The 16,679-nt window shown below is 70.3% G+C and carries 14 protein-coding genes; 1 reads left to right on the top strand and 13 read right to left on the bottom strand.

Features of this window, described 5'->3' with window-relative positions; all coding sequences use genetic code 11:
* Positions 1–21: 21 nt before the first annotated feature.
* Positions 22–297: a hypothetical protein gene (locus AB0L71_RS22755; protein WP_365245908.1), complete on the bottom strand. Its 276-nt coding sequence runs from the start codon at positions 295–297 to the stop codon at positions 22–24.
* 346 nt (positions 298–643) lie between these two features.
* Here AB0L71_RS22755 and AB0L71_RS22750 point away from each other — a divergent pair, with 346 nt between their 5' ends.
* On the top strand, positions 644–2,266 hold the full coding sequence (locus tag AB0L71_RS22750) for a beta-N-acetylhexosaminidase (RefSeq protein ID WP_365245905.1): 1,623 nt from the start codon (positions 644–646) through the stop codon (positions 2,264–2,266).
* Positions 2,267–2,375: 109 nt separating this feature from the next.
* Here the strand turns inward: AB0L71_RS22750 and AB0L71_RS22745 are convergent, their stop codons facing one another.
* The 12 genes from AB0L71_RS22745 to AB0L71_RS22690 form a co-directional block, all read right to left on the bottom strand.
* Positions 2,376–4,160, bottom strand: coding sequence for an IucA/IucC family siderophore biosynthesis protein (locus AB0L71_RS22745; protein ID WP_365245902.1), 1,785 nt, complete (start codon positions 4,158–4,160; stop codon positions 2,376–2,378).
* Entirely contained in the window at positions 4,160–4,705 is a 546-nt protein-coding gene (locus AB0L71_RS22740; RefSeq protein WP_365245899.1) for a GNAT family N-acetyltransferase, read from the bottom strand. The genes AB0L71_RS22745 and AB0L71_RS22740 overlap by 1 nt, the downstream gene beginning before the upstream one ends.
* The gene (locus tag AB0L71_RS22735) at positions 4,702–5,979 is read right to left on the bottom strand and encodes a lysine N(6)-hydroxylase/L-ornithine N(5)-oxygenase family protein (RefSeq protein ID WP_365245896.1); all 1,278 of its coding nucleotides are present in this window, start codon (positions 5,977–5,979) and stop codon (positions 4,702–4,704) included. Before AB0L71_RS22735 ends, AB0L71_RS22740 begins: the two co-directional genes overlap by 4 nt.
* On the bottom strand, positions 5,963–7,411 hold the full coding sequence (locus tag AB0L71_RS22730) for an aspartate aminotransferase family protein (protein ID WP_365245893.1): 1,449 nt from the start codon (positions 7,409–7,411) through the stop codon (positions 5,963–5,965). The genes AB0L71_RS22735 and AB0L71_RS22730 overlap by 17 nt, the downstream gene beginning before the upstream one ends.
* 233 nt (positions 7,412–7,644) lie before the next feature.
* Positions 7,645–8,496, bottom strand: a complete 852-nt coding sequence (locus AB0L71_RS22725) for a siderophore-interacting protein (RefSeq protein ID WP_365245890.1) — start codon at positions 8,494–8,496, stop codon at positions 7,645–7,647.
* A 212-nt stretch (positions 8,497–8,708) separates the two neighbouring features.
* Entirely contained in the window at positions 8,709–9,350 is a 642-nt protein-coding gene (locus tag AB0L71_RS22720; protein ID WP_365245887.1) for a GNAT family protein, read from the bottom strand.
* A gap of 163 nt (positions 9,351–9,513) precedes the next feature.
* Positions 9,514–9,729 carry a type II toxin-antitoxin system VapB family antitoxin gene (locus tag AB0L71_RS22715; protein WP_365245884.1) on the bottom strand — a complete coding sequence of 72 codons (216 nt, stop codon included), beginning with the start codon at positions 9,727–9,729 and terminating at the stop codon, positions 9,514–9,516.
* A gap of 187 nt (positions 9,730–9,916) precedes the next feature.
* Positions 9,917–10,585: a YdcF family protein gene (locus tag AB0L71_RS22710; protein WP_365245881.1), complete on the bottom strand. Its 669-nt coding sequence runs from the start codon at positions 10,583–10,585 to the stop codon at positions 9,917–9,919.
* 170 nt (positions 10,586–10,755) lie between these two features.
* Entirely contained in the window at positions 10,756–11,922 is a 1,167-nt protein-coding gene (locus tag AB0L71_RS22705) for an acyl-CoA dehydrogenase family protein (protein WP_365245878.1), read from the bottom strand.
* A gap of 8 nt (positions 11,923–11,930) precedes the next feature.
* Positions 11,931–12,890: a hydroxymethylglutaryl-CoA lyase gene (locus tag AB0L71_RS22700; RefSeq protein WP_365245875.1), complete on the bottom strand. Its 960-nt coding sequence runs from the start codon at positions 12,888–12,890 to the stop codon at positions 11,931–11,933.
* Entirely contained in the window at positions 12,887–14,980 is a 2,094-nt protein-coding gene (locus AB0L71_RS22695) for a biotin carboxylase N-terminal domain-containing protein (protein WP_365245872.1), read from the bottom strand. The genes AB0L71_RS22700 and AB0L71_RS22695 overlap by 4 nt, the downstream gene beginning before the upstream one ends.
* Before the next feature lie 7 nt (positions 14,981–14,987).
* Positions 14,988–16,610, bottom strand: a complete 1,623-nt coding sequence (locus tag AB0L71_RS22690) for a carboxyl transferase domain-containing protein (RefSeq protein ID WP_365245870.1) — start codon at positions 16,608–16,610, stop codon at positions 14,988–14,990.
* Positions 16,611–16,679: the final 69 nt, after the last annotated feature.

The raw sequence follows: 16,679 nt of genomic DNA, 5'->3' as shown, positions 1-16,679 counted from the left end.
CGTACCTGTGATGCCCGTTGTTCAGCCGTAAACGATGCGGCGCAGCTGGCGGAGCGAGAGCTCCGGCGGCGCGACCGCCCGGTGCGGCAGTTCGGCCGCGATCCGCTCGAAGATCTCCGCGTTCACCAGGCCGCCGGACTGCAGTTCACGGTGGCGGCGGCGGACGAAGTCCTCGGTCGTCTCGTCGAAGTACGCCAGCACGTCGAGGATCACCCGGGCGGCTTCACCGCGCTGGAGCGCGGTGCTGCGCACCAGGTGATCGATGAGGTCGTCATGCGACGGGCGGCGTTCGAGCACTCGTTGATATTGCTGTGGACGGGGCGCTTACGCAACAATTCTGCCCGATATCGGGCAGAATCGCGTGTGAATGTTCTCGCGGGTGGGTTCGACATCGGGCTCGACCCCGTCGGTCCGGCTGTTCTTCTTTTCGTAAGCACCCTTCCCGCGGCCGGGTGCGGCCCGCTCCCACTCTCCGTCGACGGTCCGCCCGTCGTCATGCCGGATGAATTCCGCCGAAAGGCGGATTCCCCGGGTGCGGAACGGGAAGTGGTCTAAGGCTGACCGTGTGTAATGTCGACCATACGCATGGTGAAGCGCGGTCAGGGGATCCACAGGTGTGAACCCGTTGAAAGGGACCCGGCTTGTGAGACTGCACAGCACACAGCGCACCGCCCTTCCCCGTCTCCTCGGCTCGCTGCTGCTCGTCACAGCGTTCGGAATCTCCGGTGCCGGCACGGCGTCGGCGAGCAGCGGCGCGGCCGCCGCGTCCGCACCCCGTCCGTTCGGGCAGATACTGCCCGCGCCCGCCGAGGCGAAGCCCGGCGGTTCCGCGTACACCCTCTCCGCGGACACCCGGATCCGGGTCGAGGCCCACTCCGGCGAGGCCCGGAGCATCGGCTACTACCTCGCAGACATCCTGCGCCCGTCCACCGGGTACGCTCTGCCGGTCACCGGCCGCGGCAGCGACGGCATCCGGCTCCGGCTCGACCCGCAGGCCGGCGGCGCGGGTGCCGAGGGCTACCTCCTGAAGTCGAACCACAGCTCCGTGACCCTCACCGCACGGACCCCGGCAGGGCTCTTCCACGGCGTCCAGACGCTGCGTCAGCTGCTGCCGGCCGCCGTGGAGAGGAGGAGCCGCCAGCAGGGCCCCTGGGAGGTCGCGGGCGGCACGGTCACGGACGCGCCGCGCTTCGCCTACCGCAGCGCGATGCTGGACGTCTCCCGGCACTTCTTCTCCGTCGCCGAGGTCAAGCGCTACATCGACCAGCTGGCCCTGTACAAGATGAACAAGCTCCATCTGCATCTCTCCGACGACCAGGGCTGGCGGATCGCCATCGATTCCTGGCCGAGGCTGGCCACCCACGGCGGGCAGACCGAGGTGGGCGGCGGCGCAGGCGGCTTCTACACGAAGAGCGACTACCGGGAGATCGTCCGCTACGCCGCCTCCCGCTATCTGGAGGTCGTCCCGGAGATCGACCTGCCCGGCCACACCAACGCGGCGCTCGCCTCCTACCCGGAGCTGAACTGCGACGGCGTGGCGCCGCCGCTCTACACCGGCACGAGCGTCGGTTTCAGCTCGCTCTGCGCCCAGAAGGCCCTCACCTACGACTTCGTGGACGACGTGATCCGGGAGCTGGCCGCGCTCACCCCCGGCAGGTACCTCCACATCGGCGGCGACGAGGCCCACTCCACCAGCCACGACGACTACGTGGCCTTCATGGACAAGGCGCAGGCCGCCGTCGGCAGATACGGCAAGACGGTGATCGGCTGGCACCAGCTGACCGGGGCCACCCCCGTGAAGGGGGCGGTCGCCCAGTACTGGGGCTACGACCGGAAGGGGGCGGCCGAGCGCAAGCAGGTGGCGGACGCCGCGGTGAAGGGCACCAAGCTGGTGCTGTCCCCGGCGGACCGGAGCTACCTCGACATGAAGTACGACAAGAACACGGTGCTGGGCCTGGCCTGGGCCGGTTACGTCTCCGTCCAGCGTTCCTACGACTGGGACCCGGCGAGCTATCTGGACGGCGTGCCGCAGGATGCCGTCCTGGGCGTCGAGGCGCCGCTCTGGTCGGAGACCCTGACCGACAGCGACGAGATCGAGCAGATGGCCTTCCCCAGGCTCCCGGGGGTGGCGGAACTGGGCTGGTCGCCCGCGTCCACGCACGACTGGGGCGCGTACAAGGTGCGGCTGGGCGCCCAGGGGCCGCGCTTCGCGGCACTCGGTATCTGCTACCACCGCGCGCCGGAGGTTCCCTGGGCCGCGCGGTGAGGTGACCGGGGCCGCCTGCCGGCTGTCGTGTTCACGGCCGCCGGACGGCCCCGGTTTCAGAGCCGCCGGACGGCCCCGGTCCTCGGGTCCGTCCGGCGGCCGGGGACCGTCAGACCGCCTGGAACGGCGCGATCGGGTTCCGCAGCGTGCCGACCAGCTGAAGGGCCCCGGAGGGGTCGTTCAGGTCGACCATCTGCTTGTTGTTGCGCAGCTGGAGCCGGTTGAGGCAGGACAGCGCGAACTCCTCGGCGAACATGTCGTACTGCTTGAACTTGTCGGCGAGGCCCGGCACCGACTCCTGGTACCCGGTGACGCACTCGGCGACCGTCCGCCAGAACGTCTCCTCGTCGAGCACGCCCTCGTTCGCCAGCCCCGACCCCAGGAAGCGCAGGAAGCAGTCGAAGACATCGGTGAGGACCGAGAGCAGCTTCATGTCCTCGGGAACCTCGGCCCGGATCCGCTCGACCTGCGGCGGCAGCACCGCGTCCGGGTCCATCACCGCGATCTCCTCGGCGATGTCCTTGAAGATCGTGCGCCGTACGACCCCGTCCTCGACCACCAGGATGACGTTCTCGCCGTGCGGCATGAACACCAGGTCGTAGGCGTAGAAGCAGTGCAGCACCGGCACCAGGTACGCGTCCAGGTAGTGGCGCAGCCACACCTCCGGCGCGAGGCCCGACTCGGCGATCAGCGCGGCGGCGACGGAGCCGCCCTCGTGGTCGGTGTGGAGCAGCGAGGCCATGGTCGCGACCCGCTCACCGGGTGCCAGGCCCGGGAGAGGGCTCTCCCGCCACAGCGCCGCGAGCATCTTCAGATACGGGGAGCCCTTCGCGGTGGCCGCCTCGTACGTCCGGTGGTGGTACCCGATGGCCGCCCGCTCCCGGATGATCGAGAACCGGGCCCCGCGCAGCACCTCGTCGCGCCCGATCAGCTCGGCCAGCCAGTCGTTGATCGCGGGGGTGGCCTCCATGTACGCGGCGGAGAGCCCGCGCATGAACCCCATGTTGAGGACCGACAGCGCCGTCTTGACGTAATGCCGGTGCGGGTTGCTGGTGTTGAAGAACGTGCGGATCGACTGCTGCGCCAGGTACGTGTCGTCGCTCTCGCCCAGGCACACCAGATACTGCCGCGCGACCTCCCCGGCGAAGGTGACGGCCAGTTTGTTCCGCCACTGCCAGGGGTGGACGGGTATCAGCAGGTAGTCGTCGAGGTCGAGCCCCAGCCCGGTCATGGTGGCCGCGAACCGGGCCAGCGTCTCCTCGCCCAGCTCGCCCTCGAGCAGCGAGGAGTAGTCGAGTCCGGCACCCGCGGTGAAGGTGGCGCGGTCGCGGCGGGCGGCGAGCCAGACCAGGCGGATGTCGGCCGCCGCCTCGGGGGCGTACGCCCGGTACTCGTCCACGCCGAAGCCGAGCCGCCCGTTGTTGGCGACGAAGCAGGGGTGGCCCTCGGTCATGCCGGTCTCGATCGCCTGGAACCCGGCGCGGACCAGCTCGGCGGAGGTGACGGGCGGTTTCGTCAGCTTGAACGCCGTGCCCGCCAGGGTGGAGGAGATCTCCTCCAGGTACACCGGAAGGATCTCTGCCGAGAGGCCCAGCGCGGCACGCAGGTCGACGAAGAACTCCGCGGCGTCCAGCGGGAGTTCCGCACCGTGTCGGTGACGGCTGATCGAGTCGGCCTCGACCTGCCAGTGGTCGAGGGCGAAGAGCCGCGCGGTGAAGCGGTACTCGGTCGCCCCGTCGTCGCTGCGCACCGCGTAGCGGTCCTCGCCGAGCGGTGCGGGGACCAGCAGCCGCTCGTGGCTGAACTCGGCGAGCGCCTTGCGGATCAGCAGCCGGCTCGCGGTGGCCCAGCGCTCGGGGGTGAGGTGGGCGGCGTCGGTGATCTGGGAGGACATCAGGCATCAACTCCGATGGCGCTACTGAACTGTTCCCGTGTGCAGGCGCTGAGCAGGGCGTTCTTCTCCGGTTTGGCTATCTCGCCCAGCACCTCGAAGCCGACCGCCTTGTTGAGTGCGTGCACCGCGCTGTTGCGTACGTCGGGTTCGACGACGACCCGGCGTACGGACGGGTCGGAGAAGAGCTCCTTCATCACGGCGGTGATCACGGCGCGTGTGAAGCCGTGCACCGGGGTGTCCGTCGGGGCGACCAGGAAGTGCATCCCGATGTCACCGGGCTCGGCCTCGTACAGGCCCTTGAGCTCGACCTCGGCGGGGTCGTACCGCTCCATCAGGAGGGCGGGCTCCCCGTCGTGCAGGCCGATGAAGGCGTCGTGGTGCGGGTGCGCGACGATCGCCCCGTACTCCCGCTCGACGTCGTGGAGCTCGGCGTCACCCATCATCCAGAAAGCGGCCTTCGGGTGGGTGACCCAGCCGTGCACCAGGGGGGCGTCGTCGACGGGGTCCAGCGGGCGGAAGGTGAAGGTGCCGAGGCCGGCGGTCATACGGCGAACTCCTGGAAGGCGATGGACTTCTCGACGGGGTAGTACTCACGGCCGAGCAGCTCGGCGATGATGTACGCGTTGCGGTAGGGGCCCATGCCCAGGTCGGGCGAGGTGACCGAGTGGGTGTGCGTGCCCCCGTTCTGCAGGAAGACACCGCGCCCGGTGGTGTCGATCGCGTAGTTGCGGGCCACGTCGAAGCGGCCGTGGCCGTCCCGGCGCAGCCGGTCGTGGATGCCGTCGAGGAAGGCCGGCGGGCGGTAGTGGTAACCGGTGGCGAGGACCAGTCCCTCGGTGGTCAGGGTGTAGTCCTTGTCCTGCTCGTCCTGGTGCAGACCCAGCGTGTACGTGCCGGTGCTCTCCTCGTAACCCACCGAGTTCAGCGAGGAGTTGGTGAGCAGGCGGGTGGGGGCGGGGCCGGGCAGGTTCTTCTGGTAGAGCAGGTCGAAGATCGCGTCGATCAAGGTGCCGTCGATGCCCTTGAAGAGGCCCTTCTGGCTGGTCTCCAGCCGGTAGCGGGTCTCCTCGGGAAGCGCGTGGAAGTAGTCGATGTACTCCGGAGAGGTCATCTCCAGCGTCAGCTTGGTGTACTCCAGCGGGAAGAACCGCGGCGAGCGCGTCACCCAGTTGAGCTGGTAGCCGTGCACGTCGATCTCGGAGAGCAGGTCGTAGTAGATCTCCGCCGCGCTCTGCCCGCTGCCGACCAGGGTGATGGACTTCTTCGCCTGGAGAGCGGCCTTGTTCTCCAGGTAGCGGGAGTTGTGCAGGATGTCGCCGCCCAGGTCCTGGCAGGCGTCCGGGACGTACGGGGACGTGCCGGTACCCAGGACGAGCCGCGGAGCCCGCAGGACGTCACCGGTGGAGGTGGTGACGGTGTAGAGCTCGGAGCCCTCGTCGTAGCTGACCGACTCGACGGTCGTGCTGAAGCGGATGCTGTCCAGCTGGGCGGCGGCCCAGCGGCAGTAGTCGTTGTACTCGGTGCGCAGCGGGTAGAAGTTCTCCCGGATGTAGAAGGAGTACAGCCGCCCGCGCTGCTTCAGATAGTTCAGGAACGAGTACGGCGAGGTCGGGTCGGCCATGGTGACCAGGTCCGACATGAACGGCGTCTGGAGATGGGACCCTTCGAGGAACATCCCGGCGTGCCATTCGAAGTCCGGCTTGGACTCCAGGAACACCCCGTTCAGCTCGTCGATCGGCTCGACCAGGCAGGCCAGCCCGAGATTGAACGGGCCGAGCCCGATGCCGATGAAGTCGTGGGGTTCAGCAAGCGCGGTCAAGGGAGTCTCCCAGGTACTGCTCGGCGTGGCCGGCGATCAGATCGAGTACCGCGGCGATGTCGTGCGCGGTCGTTTCGGGGTTGAGCAGGGTGAATTTCAGGTACTGGCGGTCGCGGACCTTCGTGCCGGCGACCACGGCCTCACCGGAGGCGAAGAGCGCCTTGCGGGCGTGGAGATTGGCCCGGTCGATCTCGGCGGGCGCGGTGACGTCGGACGGGACGTAGCGGAACACCAGCGTGGACAGCTGGGGTTCGACGACGACCTCGAAGCGCGGATCGGCGGCGAGCATCCGCCAGCCCTCGGTGGCCCGGTCGCAGACCTCGTCGAAGAGTTCGCCGATGCCGTCCGCGCCCATGATGCGCAGGGTCATCCACAGTTTCAGGGCGTCGAACCTGCGGGTGGTCTGGAGCGACTTGTCCACCTGGTTGGGGATGCGTTCGGCGACCGTCCGCTCCGGGTTGAGGTACTCGGCGTGGTACGTGGCGTGGCGCAGCGTGGCCCGGTCGCGGACCAGCACCGCGGACGAACTGACCGGCTGGAAGAAGGACTTGTGGTAGTCCACGGTGACCGAGTCGGCGAGCTCGATGCCGTCGAGGAGGTGGCGGCGCGTGCCGGAGGCCAGCAGCCCGCAGCCGTACGCGGCGTCCACATGCATCCAGGTGGAGAACTGCTCGCACAGCTCGGCGATGTCGGGCAGAGGGTCGATGGAACCGAAGTCGGTGGTGCCCGCGGTGGCGACGACCGCCATCGGGACGCCGCCTTCGGCGACGCACTGCTCCAGCGCGCGTGCCAGGGCCGCCGTCTGCATGCGCTTGTTGTGGTCGACGGGAATGGCGACGACCGAGTCCGGGCCGAGACCGAGGAGTTTCGCCGATTTCTGCACGCTGAAGTGGCTGCACTCGGAGGTGAAGATGCGCAGCCGGGTGAAGTGCTGCGGCGAGGTCTTGGCCTCTTCGCGGGCGAGCAGCAGGGCTTGGAGATTGGACTGGGTGCCGCCACTGGTGAAGACGCCGTCGGCGGCGGGCCCGAGACCGATCCGGGCCGCGGTCCAGTCGATCAGCCGTCGCTCGATGAGGGTGCCGCCCACGCTCTGGTCCCAGGTGTCCAGGGAGGAGTTCACGGCCGAGAGCACGGCCTCGCCGAGGACGGCGGGGATGACGACCGGGCAGTTGAGGTGACCCAGGTAGCGGGGGTGGTGGAAGTAGACGGCGTCACGGAGATAGACCCGGTCGAGCTCGTCGAGGGCGGCCGACGCATCGCCCAGCGGCTGGTCCAGGTCGATCGCGTCCACGACGGGGGCGAGTCCATCGACCGGTACTCCGGTGAACGGCCGTTCCGTGGCGGCGAGTTTGGCTGCGACCCGTTCGACTCCCGCGGTCACGGAGCGCCGGTAGTGCTCCGCATTCGTGTCGTTGAGCAGGTGCGAACGCATGAAGGGGTCCTCCCGGACGCGGGGTAACTTCATCGGCCCTCAGGACAGAGAGGGGGGTGAGGGCCCGATATCGAAGTAAGGTTAGCCTAACCTAACTTCCACTCGGGAGGGTGTCTGCCCCGTGGGGGGAGAGGTTGTCCGAATTCCGGGTGTGGGTGGCCGTTTTCGCCCGGTGGGCCGAGTCCGGCCCGTGGGCGAAAGTGCGAGCCCTGCCCGCAGGCGAGGGGGTGTGGTCAGTCGTCCGTACTCTGCGCCGCCTCGCGCAGCTGCTCCTCGCTCAGGCCGCGGCGCCAGTACCCGACGAACGTCACCCGGCGGCGGTCGAACCGCCGCTCCTGGACGAGGTGTCGACGCAGCTCGCGCATCTGTGACGACTCTCCCGCGATCCACACGTACGGCACCCCCTCGGGCAGCTCCGCCGCCCGGACGGCCTCCGCGGCGGTGGGGGCGCCCTCGTCCTTCACCAGCCAGGTGATCCGGGCTCTGGCCGTGATGTCCAGGGCCTGACGGTCCTCGGCGTGCTGGACCTCCAGCCAGACCCGGGCCTCCATGCCGGCCGGCAGCCACTCCAGGGCGGCGGACGCGGCGGGCAGTGCGGTCTCGTCGGCCCAGATCAGCACCCAGTCGGTGTCCTGGGGAGGGCGGAAGCGGACGGCCTTGTTGTCCTCGACGGCCGGTCCCAGCGTCTTGAGCCGGTCGCCGGGGGTGGCGAGGGCGGCCCAGCGGCAGGCGGGTCCGCCGTCCCCGTGCAGGGCGAAGTCGATGTCGATCTCGGTCGCCCCGTCGGGGGCGCGGCGCTGGGCGCGCACGGTGTACGAGCGCATGACGGCCCGTACGTTGTCCGGAAGGGCCCGCCAGGCGGCGTACCAGTTGCCGTCCGAATCAACCGGAACGACCGGTTCCGGCTGGCCGGGGTGCGGCAGGAACAAGGACAGGCTCTGGTCGCGCCCCCCGGCGGCGAAGCCGTCGAGTCCCGGGCCGCCGAAGGTGACCCGGATCATGGAGGGTCCGAGTCTCCGGGTTCGCAGGACGGTCAGGTCGAAGAACCGGAACGGGGCGATGGGGGGTGCGACGGTCATCGTCATGCGGGGGCTCCTCCCAGGAACCGGAAGCGAAGCCGGGGACCGGCCGCCGGTACGTTCGAAGAAAGGTTAGCCTAACCTCATTGAACATTCGACGGTACCCCAAGGGTCACTCACCGGACTCCCGGTCGTTCACCGGGAATTCGGCCGGTCGCCTGCTTGTCGCTCCGTCACCGGGCTTCTGGCCGACGCCAGACGCCGCTCGGTCATCGGCGTCACGCCCCGAACTCCTCCCGGCAGCCGTTGAGTCCCTCGATCGTCACCTCGACGGTCCGGTGCTTTTCCCAGCCGGCGCGGTCGAGCCGCAGCCGCTGCAGGGTGACGGGCGCACCCCGTACCGCGGCGACCTCCAGCCCGTCCGGCAGATAGCCGAGCCGACGCGAGACACCCAGTGAGCGCGGGTTGTCGGTCATCGCGGCCGAGACCGCCGTCCGGGCCCCGAGACCGGCGAAGGCGAGATGCAGCGCGGCGGCCCGCATCTCGGTGCCGATGCCCTGGCCCTGATGGACCAGGCCCAGCCAGGAGCCGGTGCAGACCTCGCCGGTCACGGCGAAGTCCTTCGCCGTCACGTCCTGCCGCCCGACCGCCTGGCCCTCGTGCAGCACGGCGAGGCTCAGGGTCCAGTCCCGCGCGGACCAGTCGGCGATGGTGGCCAGCACATGCTGGAACGTGGCCCTGCCGCGCTCGGCGGGCGACCCGTCGGTCCAGGGGAACGTGAACGGCATCGCGTCCGGTGCGTGCACCCCTTCGGCGGCGACCGATGCGAGGTCGTCCAGCAACTCCAGCTCGGGAAGCCGTAGTTCGAGGCGGCGCGTGCGGATCCGGAGACCGTGCAGCGGCCAGTGGTGTGGTGTCATGCGGGGACTCTGCCGCCCGGGTGGTGTGCTGTCGAACGAATTGCGGGGTGGGCGCAGGCCGTGGCCCCGGACGAGGAGAGCCCCGGTCAGCTGTCGGGAGTCTGGAGCCGCACCATCGCGATGTCGGGGCAGACCTTGGCGATGGACATGTCGGCGAGGTACCTCACGGACCGGTCTCCCGTTCTCCGAGTACGTCGAAGTCCAGAAACTGCTCCGCATTGTCCTGTAGCCATCTCAGCGCACGCGCCCGGTCGTCCGCGCTGGCTGCAGCGGCCATCGCCAGTGCGCGATTGATCGTCTCCCGCTTGGTGGACGTACCGAGCTGCTGCTGGGCCAAGGCGAGCATCTGATCGTCGATATCTGCCAGGGACTTGGTCATTGCGGGCCTCCTGGAATGTGGGCTTGATATGCGCGAAGGCCCCAATACGTCGCATACGGTCCGGGTTGTCAGGACCACCGCTGCGGTCGGGTAACGGGCAGGCCCAGCCAGGAGCCGGTCTACGTGGCTCCGAAGCGCGGGACGTGAACGGTCGCCGGATTCTTGCTGCGCTGCTCGGATGCCGCACTCAGTGGCCGGCGTCGGCCTCGCCCGCCACGAGCCGGCTCGTGAAGCCCGCGCGACACAGCCGCCTGTACGCGGCTCCCACCTCGTCAGGAACGGGGTCGGCGACCATGAACCCCTGAGCCGGATAGATCATCAGGCGTTGCAATGCGCCGACGAGCATGTCGATCACCAGACGGTCGTCTCGGATGGAGGCCACGTACTCCTCGAACGTCATCGGGCTCGACGCGCTCACGAACTCGACGCCCGGCCACACCTTGCGCGCTGTGGCGTGGGCACGCCGTTCCTCGTACGGCTTGCTGATCAGCAGCACGGACGAGACCTCGACGCCGGACTCTTCGAGCAGGGCCCGGGAGAGGCGGATGTTCTCGCCCGTGTTGCGGGCGCGCGGTTCGACGAGCACGGCGTTGTCGGGGACGCCGAGTTCGAGCGCCCGCTCCCGATAGTGCACGGCCTCGCCCCGGGGCATACGGTCGCGCGTGGTGCGGCTGGTCGCGCCGGTGAAGACGATGAGGGGCATCATGCCGCGCCGGTAGAGACTCACGGCCGTATCGGCCACGTTCAGGTCGTGACTCCCGAGCCCGATCGCCACTGAGCAGGGGCGTGGATCGTGGTGCATCAGGTGGTAGTCCCAGAGGAGTTGGGCGTCCGACCACACCTGCGTGGAGATCACTGCGACCCTTTCTTGTGAGCTGAGTCCGGGACGTTGCTACGCGACGGCAGGTACGGGCGATCGGCGCGCTGCACCGGCAGCGGCACCGGGGCCTGCCCCGGTGACCGGCCCGGAAGGTAGTTCGGGCGGGCCCGGATTGCGGACCCGCCCGCGCGCACCCCGGGGCCGCGTCAGTTCGGCAGCCCCAGCTCCCGGGCGATCAGCATCCGCTGCACCTCGCTGGTGCCCTCGCCGATCTCCAGGATCTTGGAGTCGCGCCACATCCGGGCCACCGGGTACTCGTTCATGAAGCCGTAACCGCCATGGACCTGGGTCGCCTCGCGGGCGTTGTCCACCGCGACCGTCGAGGAGTACAGCTTCGCGATCGCCGCCTGTTTCTTGAACGGCTCGCCCGCCACCAGGCGCGACGCCGCGTCGCGCCAGCCGATGCGGGCCATGTGGGCCCGCATCTCCATGTCCGCGATCTTGAACTGGATGGCCTGGTTGGCGCCGATCGGCCGCCCGAAGGCCTGGCGCTCGCGGGCGTACTTCACCGACTCGTCCACGCAGCCCTGGGCAAGGCCCGTGGCCAGGGCGGCGATGGCGATCCGGCCCTCGTCCAGGATGCGCAGGAACTGGGCGTAGCCGCGCCCTTCCTCGCCCAGCAGGTTCTCCAGCGGCACGCGGACGTCGGTGAAGGACAGTTCACGGGTGTCCGAGGCATTCCAGCCGACCTTGGAGTACGGGGCGGCGACCGTGAAACCGGGGGTGCCGGACGGCACGATGATCGAGGAGATCAGCGGGGCGCCGTTCTCCTTGTGGCCGGTCACGGCCGTGACCGTGACGAGCTCCGTGATGTCCGTACCGGAGTTGGTGATGAAGCACTTGGAGCCGTTGATCACCCACTCGCCCGTGGCCTCGTCGCGCACCGCCGTCGTGCGGGTGCCGCCCGCGTCCGAGCCGGCCTCCGGCTCGGTCAGGCCGAACGCGCCGAGCGCCTCGCCCGAACAGAGCTTCGGCAGCCACCGCTCCTTCTGCTCCTGCGTACCGAAGTGGTACACCGGCATCGCGCCGAGCGAGACCCCGGCCTCCAGGGTGATCGCCACGGACGAGTCGACCCGGGCGAGTTCCTCCAGGGCGATCCCGAGGGCGAGGTAGTCGCCGCCCATGCCGCCGTACTCCTCCGGGAACGGCAGGCCGAACAGCCCCATCCGTCCCATCTCCCGCACGATCTCGTACGGGAACTCATGGCGTTCGTAGTGGTCGCCGATCTTCGGCGCGATCACGTCGTGGGCGAACTCCTCGACGGTGCGCCGCAGTTCCTCGTGCTCGGCGGTCAGCCGGTGGTCCAGGGGCATGGCAGGTGTCACTCCTTGTGGGACGGCGCCGGCTGCTCCGAGAGCGCGCGGACGGTGCGGGACGGGCTGGGTCGGCCCAGTTGTTCGGCGAGCCAGACGCTGGTGGCGGTGAGCACGTCGAGGTCGACCCCGGTTTCGATACCGAGGCCGTCGAGCATCCACACGAGATCCTCGGTGGCGAGGTTTCCGGTCGCGCTCTTCGCGTACGGGCAGCCGCCGAGGCCGCCCGCGGAGGCGTCCACGGTGGTCACACCGTGCTGGAGCGCGGCAAGGGTGTTGGAGAGGGCCTGTCCGTAGGTGTCGTGGAAGTGCACACCGATGGTGTCGGTGGGTACCCCCGCCTCGTTCAGTGCCAGGAGCAGGTCCCGCACATGGCCGGGTGTGGCCACGCCGATGGTGTCGCCGAGGGAGAGCTCGTCGCAGCCGAGATCCATCAGCGCCTTGGCGACCCGGACGACCTGACGGACCGGGACGGGCCCCTCCCAGGGATCGCCGAAGCACATCGACAGGTAGCCGCGGACATGCACCCCGTCGGCCTTGGCCCGGGCGACCACCGGTTCGAACATGGTGAGCGACTCGGCGACGCCGCGGTTGAGGTTGCGCGCGGCGAACGTCTCGGTCGCCGAGCCGAACACGGCGATCCGGCGGGCGCCGAGCGCCAGGGCCCGTTCGAGCCCGCGTTCGTTGGGTACGAGCACCGGCAGGGCGACGCCGTCGAGGTCGGCGAGCCGGGGGAACAGGTCCTCCGCGTCGGCCAGTTGGGGCACCCACTTCGGGTGCACGAAGCTGGTCGCCTCGATGGTGGCCAGGCCCGACGCGGCGAGGCGGTGGATGAACTCCGCCTTCACCGCGGTCGGTACGACGGTCTTCTCGTTCTGCAGCCCGTCGCGGGCCCCGACCTCATGGATGCGCACCCGCGGAGGCAGGCCCCGGGCGGGCACGGACATGGGCAGGGTGCGGGATGTCATGCGTCCTCCCCGGGGGTTGCGGCGGGTGCCACCACGGCCAGGATCTGGTCCATGGCGACCGTGGTGCCGGCGGTGACGTCCAGCTCGGTGACGGTTCCGGCGTGCGGGGCGGAGATGACGTGTTCCATCTTCATCGCCTCCACGACGAGCAGGCTCTGACCGGCCACGACCTCGTCCCCGACCGCCACCTTCACGACGGTGACGGTCCCGGGCATGGGCGCGGCGAGGGTGTCCGCCCCGGAACGGGCCGCGCCGGCCAGCGACGCCTCCACCGGGTCGTGGTCCTGCACGTGCCAGGTGTCGCCGTCGCGGCCCAGCCAGATCCCGTCCGGGGACTCGGCGTGGGTGAACGTGTGGGTGACACCGGCCAGTTCGAGGACGAGGCGGTGCGGGGACAGCTCGATCAGCCCGGCGGTCTCCGGGCTGCCCGGCATCGGGGCCAGCGGGCCGCAGGCGCCCGTCGCGGGTTCCGGCGGCTGTGCGCCCTCCCCGACGTGGCCGAAGGTGAGCTCGGTGCCCGCCGGGAAGGAGCGCAGGCAGACCTGCACCGGGTCGTGGCCCGGCACCCGGAAGGCGTGCACGGTACGGGCCGGGGTGCCGCCCAGTCGCCAGCCGTTCGGGACGGAGAACGGGTCCACCCAGCCGGAGCCGTCCGCCGCGGAGCCGTCCGCGGCGGACCGCTGCCGCAGCAGTGCCGCCGCCGCGTACACCTCCTCGGGCACGCCCTCCGGCACCAGCCCGGCCACCTCGCGCTCCACCAGGCCGGTGTCCAGGTCGCCGGCCAGCACCGCCGGGTGGGCGAGCAGCCGGCGCAGGAAGCCGGCGTTCGTCGGCACGCCGAGAATGACCGTGTCCGCGAGCGCCGCACGCAGTCGGCGCAGGGCGGCGGCGCGGTCCGGGCCGTACGCGATGACCTTCGACAGCATCGGGTCGTACAGGCTGCCGACCTCGCCGCCCGTGGAGAGCCCGGAGTCCGTCCGTACGCCGTTGCCCTGCGGCTCGTGGAGCGCCAGCACCCTGCCGCCGGACGGCAGGAACCCGCGGAAGGGGTCCTCCGCGCAGATCCGGGCCTCGACCGCATGGCCGGCGAGCGCGATGTCCTGCTGGGCGTACGGCAGCGGTTCGCCCGCCGCGACCCTCAGCTGCCACTCCACCAGGTCCAGGCCGGTGATCAGCTCGGTGACCGGGTGCTCGACCTGGAGGCGGGTGTTCATCTCCATGAAGTAGTACGCGGCGGGGTCGTCGCCCGGGACGATGAACTCCACCGTGCCCGCGCCGACGTAACCGCAGCTGCGGGCCGCCTGCACGGCCGCGGCCCCCATCGCCGCGCGGGTGGCCTCGTCGAGCAGGACGGAGGGCGCCTCCTCGATGATCTTCTGGTGGCGGCGCTGGAGCGAGCACTCGCGCTCACCGAGGTGGATCACCTGGCCGTGGGCGTCCGCGAGCACCTGGATCTCGATGTGCCGGGGCCGGTCGATCCACCGCTCCACCAGGAGCGTGTCGTCGCCGAAGGAGGCACGGGCCTCGCGCCGGGCGGCCGCGATCTCGTCCGCGAGCAGGGCCGCGTCGCGCACCAGCCGCATGCCCTTGCCGCCGCCGCCCGCCGAGGGCTTCAGCAGCACGGGCGTCCCGATCTCGCGGGCCGCGGTGTCCAGCTCGGCATCGGTGAGACCGCTCCCGGCCGAGCCCGGCACCACCGGAACCCCGGCCGCCGCGACCGTCTCCTTGGCCCGGATCTTGTCGCCCATCAGCGAGATGGCCTGCGCGGGCGGGCCGATGAAGGTCAGGCCCTCCTCGGCGCACGCCCGCGCGAAGCCCGCGTTCTCGGCGAGGAAGCCGTACCCGGGGTGGACGGCCTGCGCGCCGGTGCGCCGGGCCGCGTCCAGCAGCGCGGGCACGCTCAGATAGCTCATCGAGGCGGGTGCGGGGCCGATCCGTACCGCCGTGTCGGCCTCCCGCACGTGTCGGGCGTCCGCGTCCGCGTCGCTGAAGACGGCGACCGAGCGGACGCCCAGTGCGCGCAGCGTACGGATGACACGTACCGCGATCTCGCCGCGGTTGGCGACCAGAACGGTGTCGAACATCGTCATCTGTTCCTCACATCCGGAAGATGCCGAAGCCGGGCGCTGCGGGATCCTTGGGGGGCAGGGGGGCGTTGGCGCACGCGGTCAGGGCGAGCCCCAGCACCTGCCGGGTCTCCATCGGGTCGATCACACCGTCGTCCCAGAGCCGGGCCGTGGCGTAGTAGGCATTGCCCTGGGTCTCGTACTGTTCGCGGATCGGGGCCTTGAAGGCCTCCTCGTCCGCCGTGCTCCAGTCGTCGCCCAGCTGGTCGCGCTTGACCGTCGCGAGGACGGACGCGGCCTGCTCGCCTCCCATGACGGAGATCTTCGCGTTGGGCCACATCCACAGGAAGCGCGGTGAATAGGCGCGGCCGCACATCGAGTAGTTGCCCGCGCCGTACGATCCGCCGACCACGACGGTCAGCTTCGGGACGCGGGTGCAGGCGACCGCCGTCACCATCTTGGCGCCGTGCTTGGCGATGCCGCCGGCCTCGTAGTCCCGTCCGACCATGAAGCCCGAGATGTTCTGCAGGAAGACCAGCGGAATCCCGCGCTGGTCGCACAGCTCGATGAAGTGGGCGCCCTTCTGGGCGGACTCGGAGAACAGGATGCCGTTGTTGGCGACGATCCCGACCGGGTGGCCGTGGATGCGGGCGAAGCCGGTGACCAGCGTCGTCCCGTACTCCGCCTTGAACTCGGCGAAACGGGAGCCGTCGACCACCCGGGCGATCACCTCGCGGACGTCGTACGGGGTGCGGGAGTCGACCGGGACGGCGCCGTACAGGCCGGCGGGATCGGCCTTCGGCTCCTCGACCGGCCGCACCGGCCAGGGGAGCGTGCCCCGTTCGGGCAGCGTGGCGACGATGGTCCGCACGATCCGCAGCGCGTGCGCGTCGTCCTCGGCGAGATGGTCGGTCACCCCGGACGTGCGGGAGTGCACCTCGCCGCCGCCCAGCTCCTCGGCCGTCACGACCTCGCCCGTCGCGGCCTTCACCAGCGGCGGACCACCCAGGAAGATCGTGCCCTGGTTGCGGACGATCACCGCCTCGTCGCTCATCGCGGGGACGTACGCCCCGCCCGCGGTGCACGAGCCCAGCACCGCCGCGATCTGCGGAATCCCGGCCCCGGACATCCGGGCCTGGTTGTAGAAGATCCGGCCGAAGTGCTCCCGGTCCGGGAAGACCTCGTCCTGCATCGGCAGGAACGCCCCGCCGGAGTCGACCAGGTACAGGCAGGGGAGCCGGTTCTCCAGCGCCACCTCCTGGGCGCGCAGATGCTTCTTCACGGTCATCGGGTAGTACGTGCCGCCCTTGACGGTCGCGTCGTTGGCGACGATCACGCACTCCCGGCCGCTGACCCGGCCGATCCCGGCGATCACCCCGGCGGCCGGGGCGGCGCCCCCGTACAGCCCCTCGGCCGCCAGCGGGGCCAGCTCCAGGAAGGGGGAGCCCGGATCGAGCAAGGTGTCCACCCGGTCCCTGGGCAGCAGCTTGCCGCGCGCCACATGCCGGGCGCGGGCCCTCTCACCCCCGCCGAGCCTGGCCGTGGCGAGCCGCTTGCGCAGCTCCTCGGCGAGCACGTGATGCGCCGCCTCGTTGGCCTGCCAGGCCTCGGAGGCGGGATCGGCCGCGCTCGCCAGCACCGGTGCCTGCTGCATCGTGTCGAGCCCCTTCGCCCTTGCCGCAGTAGTTAATGATCGTTAACGCACCTTCAGGTTAACGACCGC

The organism is Streptomyces sp. NPDC052052 (assembly GCF_040680455.1).
Taxonomy (GTDB): Bacteria; Actinomycetota; Actinomycetes; order Streptomycetales; family Streptomycetaceae; genus Streptomyces.
The sequence above is the reverse complement of the archived record's forward strand: the minus strand, read 5'-3'. Positions and strand labels throughout refer to the sequence as shown.